9 protein-coding genes are annotated in these 9,543 nt (G+C 62.8%); 5 read left to right on the forward strand and 4 right to left on the reverse strand.

Annotation, left to right across the window (positions count from 1 at the left end; genetic code table 11):
• Window positions 1–22: 22 nt before the first annotated feature.
• Window positions 23–583 carry a sugar O-acetyltransferase gene (locus ACNOHI_RS03380; RefSeq protein WP_420473217.1) on the reverse strand — a complete coding sequence of 187 codons (561 nt, stop codon included), beginning with the start codon at window positions 581–583 and terminating at the stop codon, window positions 23–25.
• An 8-nt stretch (window positions 584–591) separates the two neighbouring features.
• Entirely contained in the window at window positions 592–1,308 is a 717-nt protein-coding gene (locus tag ACNOHI_RS03385; protein WP_420473218.1) for an intradiol ring-cleavage dioxygenase, read from the reverse strand.
• 206 nt (window positions 1,309–1,514) lie between these two features.
• Here ACNOHI_RS03385 and ACNOHI_RS03390 point away from each other — a divergent pair, with 206 nt between their 5' ends.
• Window positions 1,515–4,355: a bifunctional diguanylate cyclase/phosphodiesterase gene (locus ACNOHI_RS03390; RefSeq protein ID WP_420473219.1), complete on the forward strand. Its 2,841-nt coding sequence runs from the start codon at window positions 1,515–1,517 to the stop codon at window positions 4,353–4,355.
• Window position 4,356: 1 nt separating this feature from the next.
• Here ACNOHI_RS03390 and ACNOHI_RS03395 read toward each other — a convergent pair whose 3' ends face one another.
• Window positions 4,357–4,827: a hypothetical protein gene (locus ACNOHI_RS03395; protein ID WP_420473220.1), complete on the reverse strand. Its 471-nt coding sequence runs from the start codon at window positions 4,825–4,827 to the stop codon at window positions 4,357–4,359.
• 114 nt (window positions 4,828–4,941) lie between these two features.
• On the opposite strand from ACNOHI_RS03395, the gene ACNOHI_RS03400 reads away from it, so the two are divergent.
• Genes ACNOHI_RS03400 through ACNOHI_RS03410 form a run of 3 tightly spaced genes read left to right on the forward strand, consistent with a single transcriptional unit; the run spans window position 4,942 to window position 7,198 of the window.
• Entirely contained in the window at window positions 4,942–6,213 is a 1,272-nt protein-coding gene (locus ACNOHI_RS03400; RefSeq protein WP_420473221.1) for an NAD(P)H-binding protein, read from the forward strand.
• Complete coding sequence (locus ACNOHI_RS03405; protein WP_420473222.1) at window positions 6,213–6,677, forward strand: DUF2269 family protein; 465 nt, start codon at window positions 6,213–6,215, stop codon at window positions 6,675–6,677. The genes ACNOHI_RS03400 and ACNOHI_RS03405 overlap by 1 nt, the downstream gene beginning before the upstream one ends.
• 32 nt (window positions 6,678–6,709) lie before the next feature.
• A complete protein-coding gene (locus ACNOHI_RS03410; protein WP_420473223.1) occupies window positions 6,710–7,198 on the forward strand; it encodes a hypothetical protein in 489 nt (162 codons plus the stop codon).
• A gap of 674 nt (window positions 7,199–7,872) precedes the next feature.
• On the opposite strand, the gene ACNOHI_RS03415 is transcribed toward ACNOHI_RS03410, so the two are convergent.
• Window positions 7,873–8,106, reverse strand: a complete 234-nt coding sequence (locus ACNOHI_RS03415; protein ID WP_420473224.1) for a hypothetical protein — start codon at window positions 8,104–8,106, stop codon at window positions 7,873–7,875.
• 448 nt (window positions 8,107–8,554) lie between these two features.
• On the opposite strand from ACNOHI_RS03415, the gene phbB reads away from it, so the two are divergent.
• A complete protein-coding gene (gene phbB / locus ACNOHI_RS03420; RefSeq protein ID WP_420473225.1) occupies window positions 8,555–9,295 on the forward strand; it encodes an acetoacetyl-CoA reductase in 741 nt (246 codons plus the stop codon).
• The last annotated feature ends 248 nt before the right edge of the window (window positions 9,296–9,543 follow it).

Here is a 9,543-nt window from a genome sequence, read left to right on the forward strand (position 1 = left end):
GGCAGGGCAACCTGCCTTTTTTTCATGCAACCGGGCGAACCACGCGACACGGATTCCCGGCAGCGAACACGCCCGCCGGGATATCCTGCGTCACCACGCTGCCGGCCCCGATGACGCTGCCATCGCCGATCTTCACGCCGGGGCAGACAATGGCTCCGCCGCCGATCCAGACGTCGTCCCCGATCTCGACCGGCTTGCCGAGCTCGAGGCCGGTGCGGCGCTCCTCCGCATTGAGCGGATGCGTCGCCGCATAGACCTGCACCGCAGGACCGAACAGGACGCGCGAGCCGATGCGCACGGCAGCGACGTCCAGGACCACGCAGTTGAAATTGAAGAAGACCTTGTCGCCCAGGACAATGTTGGTGCCGTAATCGCAGTAGAAGGGCGGCTCGATCCAGGTGTCCGCGCCCTGCGAAGGGATCAGCTCGTGCAGGAGCTGCGTTCGCGCTTCCACCTCGTCGTCACGCGTGTCGTTCAGGTCTTTCAGCAGCAATCGCGCCCGGCGCCGCTCGGCGGAGAGGTGGGCGTCGCGCGGGTCGTAGAGCTCGCCCGCCAGCATCTTTTCCTTTTCGGTCGTCGCCACGGCAGGATTCAAACGAGGGCAACGCCGACGTCGAACCGGGCATGGAATCCGCCGCCCGGTGCGTCGGCAATCTCGGCCATCAAGGATCGCCCGCCGCGGCGGAAAAGGCCGTCGTTTTCGTTTCTCAATACGTTCCGGCCCGGCCTTGCATATGGGCCGGATGCAAGCACGCGGTCGTTGACCCTGTCGGGAAAATACAGCTGGGACGTGAACTCGGCGTCGCGGCCCGAGCGTGCCTTCATTCTCACCTTGAAGTGCACATGCACGGCCCGTCCCGGATAGGAGCCGGGAAAGATGCTGGTAAAGCGCGCCACACCGTCGGCATCGCTGACCTGGTAGCCTCGCAGGAACTTCTTGCCGCGCGTGTCGAAGTTGGCGTCTATCGAATCGGAGTAGGCGCCGCTCGCATCGCAATGCCAGACGTCGACGATGGCGCCAGGCAGCGGAGCGCAGCGGCTGCCTTCGACGGCAAGGACACGCAGCGTCAGCGCGAGCGGAATGCCTGCCTTCACGGAGCCGTCCGTCGGGTCGCTGCGGATGTCGCTGCGGTTCAGCATGAAATCAGAAAAATAGGGGCCTTCGGTCTGTTCCGGCGTAACGACGCAAGATGGCATTGCCGCAGGCGACTGTGCGGCGGCGGGCCCGGCAAGCAGCGCGGCGCCGAGCATCAGCAAGGCATCCCGGCGGCTCAGGCCGCAATCCGGTTGTGGTGCATGTTCACCCATCGCAATGTCCTCGACCAGTAGTCACAGAAGTGCTGTATCCAGTGTACTCCCGTTCGAGCAACCGGCGTGCCGATGGTTTGACCTTGCTGCAAGGAATCCGGAAACGCCTGTGGAAGGACCTGCCGAGGACGCTTTTATATTGTCCCCGTGCAGGAATCTTTTGCAGTGCGATCGGGTCGAAGTGGAAAGCTTGAAGGCAGGCACCCTTGAAATCTCCTCTTGATGCAATCGGCGCCAGGTCGATTACCACGCCTGCTCCTTCCGCATCCCGCCGGTCGGTGCGGACGTTCCTGAGCTGGCTTGTCCTGGCTTGTCTGTTGCCCGGTGTCATCGGTGCCGTGGCGCTCTTTTTCTACGAATACCGGGCCGGCCGCGACCAGCAGCAAAAGGACACGATCCAGACGGCCCGCGCCCTCGTGCAGGCCGTGGACAACCATCTCCTCCGCGTGCAGGCCATCGCCCAGGCGCTTTCCCGTTCGGATGCATTGCTCGCCGGGGATTTTTCCCGCTTCCACCAGGTGGCGCGCGAAACCCTCTCCTTGTCCGGCCTGAGCACCAACGTGGTGCTGCGTGACGAACTTGGCAGGCAACTCATCAACACGGCAGTCGATTTCGGCCTGCCGGTTCCGGCCGGCATGGCACCGGAGCAAGTGCGTGATGTCTTCATGTTCGGCAGGCCAACCATTTCCGGGGTGTTTATCGGCCCCATCCTCAAGCGTCCTGTCATCAGCGTCGATGTGCCGGTCGTACTCAACGACAAGGTCGTCTATGCGCTGGGGATCGGCATTCTGCCGTCCCACTTCGATGCCTTGCTGAAAGCGCAGAACTTGCCGCCCGACTGGGTGGCGGGGATTTTCGACAGCTCGGGAACGATTGCCGGGCGCACCCAGGCATCGGAAAAATACGTTGGGCGAAAGGCCAACCCGCGCCTGCTGCAAGCCATGACGGAACATTCAGAAGGATCGGTCGAGGTCACCACGCAGGAGAACATCAAGCTGAGATCATTTTTCAGCCGCTCGCCGGTGACCAACTGGAGGGTGTCGATCGGCATTCCGCGCGCACAGATCCAGGCGGACCTGATGGGCACCTTGTCCATGTTCGCGCTGGGGGTGGCCGTGTTGTTCGGCATCGGCCTTGTCATGGCACGCATCATGGGTGGACGCATCGCGCGCTCGGTCCAGGCGCTGACCGCGCCAGCGACGGCGCTGGGATCAGGCGTGGCGATGCCGGTGCCCGATGTGCATCTCAAGGAAGCCGCGGAAGTGGCCAACGCCATCGGCCGCGCAGCGCGCCTGCTGCAGGACCGTGCCGACGAATTGGCGGAAGCCCATCGGCTGGCACGGTTCGGTACCTGGCACTGGGACCTGGTGACAGGAGAGGTCAGCATTTCGGATTCCTTGCGCGAGGTCTACGGGCGCGACGTACCCGATTTCGCGGGGATGCGCGGGACCGTGCTGCCCCAGGAATCCTGGGAGCGCCTCGATACGGCTCTGCAGGATGCCAAGGCCCATGGCAAGGGGTACGACCTGGAAATACAGGTCATCCACGCCAGCGGCGAGCTTATCTGGGTCAACGCCAAAGGCGAGGCCGTATTCAATGAACTCGGTGATGTGGTTGCATTGCGCGGCATGGTGCAGGACATCACCGAGCGCAAGCGGGCCGACGACCTGTTGCGCGAGTCCGAAGAGCGATTGCGCGACGCTGCCCTGCACGACGCGCTGACCGGTCTGCCCAACCGTGCGCTGGTGATGGATTTCTGCGAACGCATGCTCGCCGCTGCGCAGCGGGGACATGGTCAGGGAGCGCTGCTGTTCATCGACCTCGACCGCTTCAAGCCCATCAACGACCTGTACGGGCACGAGACCGGCGACCGCGTGCTGCAGGAAGTCGGCCGCCGGCTCGCCCAATGCACGCGAAACGAAGACCTGGTCGGGCGCCTGGGCGGCGACGAGTTCGTGATTGTCCTCGCGCACCTGGACGCCAGCCGGTATCGCGCCGGGGCGGTTGCGCGGCACGTGGTCGAGACCATCAGCAGGCCCTTCCTGGTCGATACGCTCGAACTGTCGATTTCGCCGTCCATCGGCATCAGCTATTTCCCGGAGCATGCGGCCGATGTCAGCACCTTGATGCACAACGCCGATCTCGCGATGTACCAGGCGAAGCAGCTGGGACGCGCCAATTATCAGTTCTATACCCGGGAGCTCGACCAGCGGGCCGACGAGGCATTGCAACTGGAGCTCCGGCTCAGGAAGGCGATCCGGCAGAATGGCCTGCGACTGGTTTACCAGCCCGTGATCGACCTGCGCAACGGGCGGCTTACGGGTGCCGAAGCACTGGTCCGGCTGGCCGACAATGCCGGTGAGGAAGTCGGTCCGGACAGGTTCATTCCCATCGCCGAGTCGGCGGGATTGATCGCGGAACTCGGCGAGTGGGTAGCGGCCGAAGCCTGCCGCCAGCACGCTGCGTGGTGCAGCCAGGGCTTGAAGGTCGTCATCGCCATCAATGTTTCACCGCTGCAGTTCCGGCAGCGGGCGTTCGCCGAGAAACTCGGCGACATCATCGCCGACACGGGAATGGATCCCGCCTGCCTCGAGATCGAAGTGACGGAGAGCGCGGTGATGGACAACATCGACGACGCGGTGGAGATTCTCACGCGCATCAAGTCGCTGGGCGTCAAGGTAGCGCTCGACGACTTCGGCACCGGCTATTCCAGCCTCAGCAGCCTCACCAGCCTGCCGCTCGACAAGCTCAAGGTGGACCAATCCTTTGTGCGCCGTATCGAGCGCGACCAGGCGAGCCGCACGGTGACGGAGGCCATCATCGGGCTCGGGCGCAGCCTGCGGCTGGACGTGCATGGAGAAGGCATCGAGTCGGAAGATACCTTGCATTACCTGGAAGAGCACGGCTGCAACCAGGCGCAGGGCTACTGGTTCAGCCGGCCGTTGCCGCCGGCGGAGTTCGCTGACTGGTGCCGCGAAAAGCTCGGGCCGCACCCGGATGACGCCGGCTGGGAGCGGGTCCGGCGGATCTGGGCGCCGCGGGGATAGGCTAGCGACGTCGCGACGCTGCCAGTCCGCGCACCACCAATGCCGCGCCGAACGAGGCATAGACCAGGAACAGCGACGGCGTCGACAGCCGCTTCTCAAATCCCGGTTGCAGGCGCTCGGGCGTCATCTTGTAATCGACAAAGCACGCCAGTCCCGCGACCGCCGCGCCGCCGGCAACAGCGGGCAGGATCTCGCCGCGCTCGGCGCGTTCGCCGAACCATTTCTCGTACAGCACGGCCCACAGCGTGGCCGACATGTGGTGGATCGCATAGCCTACGGCGGTATAGCGCGTGCTGGGTTCGTTCTGCCGGGCGGCACGGTCGCCCCAGAACCAGTGGCTGACGGCATTGGTCGGCGCGAACGGCGAGCCGGCTTCCTCCTGTCCTCGCTTGCCAAGCACCGCGGTGGACAGAATACTGGCGACGCTTCCGGAAACGGCGCCGTCGCGAATGGCTTGTGGCCAGGTCTTCATGCTTCCTCCATGCAAATAGTCGGGGAATGAACTCGCCGTCTCGATAACGGGTCGTAACGTTGTCAATTTGTGATGTCGAATCGGGCTTGGGGTTCCCCAATACAAGGAGACGGCGTGGTCGTATTGCTGACGGGTGCAAGCGGATTCATCGGAAGTCATCTGGCCGATGCCTTGCTGGCGGCGGGGCACGAGGTCGTCGCCGTGTCACGCAGGCCCAAGGGTGGCAACGCGAAACTGCGCCATGTATCCGGCGATTTCACCAAGGATATCGAGCCTGCCGTGTGGCAGCCGAGACTGGCCGGCGTGGACGTCGTGATCAACGCGGTCGGCATCATCCGCGAGCAGGGCGAGCAGACTTTCGAGCTGATCCATGAACGCGCGCCGTGCGCACTGTTCGCCGCCTGTGCGCAAGCCGGCGTGAAGCGGGTGGTGCAAGTCTCCGCGCTGGGGGCGGATGACGACGCCAGCAGCCGCTACCACCTGAGCAAGAAGCGCGCGGACGATTTCCTCGCGCAGCTTCCGGTGCATTCGGTCATCGTCCAGCCGTCCCTGGTATTCGGGCCAGGCGGCACCAGTGCGCGCCTGTTCACGACGCTGGCCAGCTTGCCGCTGACGGGATTGCCTGGCGGCGGGCGGCAGCGCATCCAGCCGGTGCACGTCGACGACGTCGTTGCCGCCATCACGGCCATCCTCGACAGCCCGCCGGCGAGCGGCAGCCGCATGGCACTGGTCGGGCCGGAGGCGATGGACTTCCGCGCCTTCCTGTCGACACTGCGTCGCGCGATGGGCATGGGGAAGGGCCGCTACTTCCCGGTACCCATGGCGCTGATGCGTGTCACCGCTTCCGTTGTGCAGCGCCTGCCGGGCAGCATCCTCGACGGGGAAACGCTCGATATGCTGGAACGCGGCAATACCGCGGACGCAAGCGCGATAACACGCCTCCTCGGCCACGCGCCGCGCGACGTCGGGCAATTCATTCCATCCGGAGACCGGCGCTGCATGCGCCAGTCGGCCCAGCTCAACTGGCTGCTGCCCATGCTGCGCGTTTCCATCGCACTGGTCTGGATCGTCACCGGCATCGTGTCCTTCGGCCTGTATCCTGTCGAAGAAAGCTACGCGCTGCTCGCGCGGGTCGGCATCACGGGCTGGCTTGCACCGGTGATGCTGTACGGCGCGGCAATGATGGATTTCGTGTTCGGCATCGCCACGCTGCTGTTGAAACGGCGCCGCCTTCTGTGGCTTGCCCAGATCGCCGTGATCGTGTTCTACACCGCGATCATCAGCTGGCGCCTGCCGGAGTTCTGGCTGCATCCCTACGGGCCGCTGCTGAAGAACCTGCCGATGCTCGCAGCCATCTGGCTGCTGCTGGAAATGGAGGAGCGTTGATGGACTACGTCACCGTGAAGTGGCTGCACATCCTGTCGTCGACATTCCTGTTCGGCACCGGCATCGGCTCCGCCTTCTACCTGCTGTTCGCCACCATCAGCCGCGACGTGCGGGCGATTGCCGTCGTGACCCGCACGGTGGTGCTGGCCGACTGGCTGTTCACCACCACCACCGCCATCCTGCAGCCGCTCACAGGCTTTTACCTGATCCGGCTTGCCGGCTTTCCGGTGCACGCCACCTGGATCCGCTGGTCGATCATCCTGTACGTGCTGGCGCTGGCCTGCTGGCTCCCCGTAGTCTGGATCCAGATCCGGCTGCGCGCTGTCGCGCGCGAAGCCGTCGAGAGGAATGAACCGCTGGCGTTTTCCTACTGGCGCTACTTCTGGACCTGGGTCGCGTTGGGCGTGCCGGCCTTCTTTGCCTTCGTGATGGTGTTCTACCTGATGGTCGCGAAACCAGCCTAGACTCTTGCAGGAAGGCAACCTAGAATGGCTCAATGAACTTCTACACGATACGCACCGACATCTGGCAGATGAACTTGCCGGGCGACTGGGAAGAGCGCAAGACGGCCGACGGCAAGTCCCTGTATTTCGAATGCAAGGACGGCACCAAGGGGCTGTACATCGCCACCTGGAGCCTGGCGAGCGATGACCGGCGCACGGCGGAAGAGGTTGCCGGCTCGTTCAAGGCAGCCGACCTGCGGGCGCTGGATGCGATGGACGGTTATGCGTGGCAGATCGTGAACCAGGTGAACCGCGCCAACGGCCCAGCCTGCGTCGCGATTACTGATTGCCTGGCGGCGGAAAAGTGCTATCGCTCCATCGGCAAGATCCTCTCCGCCCCGCCCATCGTGGTGAAGGCATCGTTCCACGACTACGCCTGCACCGATTACCCGCTGTCGCGCGATTACTTCGTTCCGATCATCGACTCCCTCAGATTCTTCGTGGCCGAGGATGAACCGGCATCGAGTGCGTCGCCCGGGTAGACGTATCGATCGCAATACAGGAACGGACTGTTGCAGCGCGCGACACCGTCCTCGCCTTGCATGATGCTGTTGCTGCAGGCGAGAAAAGGTGCTGTGCAGGTGGTGTTGCGCGCCGATCGCGACGGGCAGGACACATGATCGGAAACGGAGATCGCTTTTCCGTTGGTGCGCGTCTGGAGCTGGCGGTGCCGGGTGTTCGCATGGCTTTCAGTCGATGCGTTGTGCATGGTTTCCTCAAACATGACGTGAATGGACAGCCGGAGTATTGCACTACGGACAGTTACTGTGATGCACGAAGAAACCAGTCTCTGCGGTCGATCAATTCAGCGTAACGGCAGGTAACGGCCAGTGACAGACATGGTCTGACAGCGATGTCGGAAAAGTCTGTTCATGTGCCGGAAAATGGCGCATTTTTCTTGCCCTGTCCCCATGGCTGCGTGGGGTCGGCGCACACCTCGTTGCGTCGGCAACGAGCGCAAAGGCGCGTTGCCATGCCCCAGACGGTTGCCCATCGGAGCGCCGACTCCCATTCCTGTGAAGAGAGCGATGTATCGCCCATGCGTTTGATGGCGGCCGCCATGCGGCGCGCCGCATAGTCGGCCTTGCTCGCCTGCCGTCGTCCAAGCGCCTCGGCGTTTTGACAGCAAGCCCGGCGGGCGTGTCTGTCTGGCGTCTTACCATGCATAGTAGCTCGACTCGAATTCCATCGCGAATGCAAGGACGGCCGCCGCCGCAGGAACGCCCGTCGCGTACATCTCGAAGAGGCGGTCCCGATTCTGCTCCATGAACCCGGCAACCAGGTCGGCCGGCTCTTGGAAGTCCTGTTCGAGGCAGGACCGGACGATGAAGCAATACCTCGAAAAGCCGGCGGCGCTGCCGCTCATCGTGACGCTGGTCTGAGTAGTCATACTGAGCAATCCCATGGAAGAAATGGCAAGACGTGAAATATAGTCCTGCATCGCAGAATCGCCAATCGGCGAACATCCCCGCGTAACGTCGGCATTGCCCTACAGACAGATACTGACAGTCATGCCGGAGATCGTGACGGCAGCACGCTCTGCTTCCGGTGGTATTCGCTGCCGCGAAGCGCGCAGGACACAAAGACAGACATGGCATGCCGGGATAAGAGAAACACCGACGCGCCGGCCGCAGGTCGCCCCGGCGATTTGCGGATGCGTGGTGCCATCCCAAGATTGTCACCTTAAGAACAGTCCTAGAAAACGTCGGTTTTCCCTAGCGGCACAATCAGCGAGCGCTGATATGAAAACCGCATTCTTTCACCGATGATGAGTGCCCCGGAATGCCGGCCTTGCGCTGGCGCAATTCAATCCCACACAACTGAAAGGAAGAAAAAAAATGACGAGACTCGCACTGATCACCGGCGGAATGGGCGGACTGGGAGAAGCCATCTGCATGAAGATGGCGGCGCTGGGATACAAGGTCGTGACGACCTATTCACCGGGCAATCTGAAGGCGCAGACATGGTTGGCTTCGATGGAGGAGCAGGGTTACAACTTCCGCGCCTATCCCTGCGACGTCAGCGATTACGACGCGGCGCGCGAATGCGTCAGCGCCATCCAGAAGGACCTGGGCCCGGTGGACGTGCTGGTCAATAACGCCGGCATCACCCGCGACATGACCTTCAAGAAGATGGACAAGACCGATTGGGATGCGGTGATGAGGACCAACCTGGACTCCGTCTTCAACATGACCAAGCCGGTGTGCGACGGCATGAGCGACCGCGGCTGGGGCCGCATCATCAACATCTCTTCCGTGAATGGCCAGAAGGGCGCGTTCGGCCAGACCAACTACTCGGCAGCGAAGGCCGGCATGCACGGCTTCACCAAGGCGCTGGCGCTGGAAGTCGCGCGCAAGGGCGTGACCGTCAACACCATCTCCCCGGGCTATATCGGCACCAAGATGGTCATGGCGATCCCGAGCGAAGTGCTGGAGTCGAAGATCATTCCGCAGATTCCGATGGGGCGGTTGGGCAAGCCGGAAGAAGTAGCGGGGCTAGTTGCTTATCTGGCTTCGGATGAAGCTGCTTTCCTGACTGGAGCTAATATCGCCATTAATGGTGGGCAGCATATGTCCTAGTGCGGTCCAGTTCTTCGGTGACCCTGATCGGTAGTCACTCCATGGATGCTAGCCGGGACTGGCCCCGGCGGGCCACCTACCTTTTTGCTTCGCCAAAAAGGTAGGCCAAAAAGGCGATCCTTGTAGGAGTCAACCACATAGGTAACAAAAAAGTTCAATCACATGGGTTACACCTTCAGGTTCAAGTAACCACGCTCGCCGCCCTTGCGCTCATCAAATCGGCCCAATGCAATTGGGCCGAAATACAC

The sequence above is a fragment of the Noviherbaspirillum sp. ST9 genome (assembly GCF_048799745.1).
GTDB lineage: Bacteria > Pseudomonadota > Gammaproteobacteria > Burkholderiales > Burkholderiaceae_D > Noviherbaspirillum.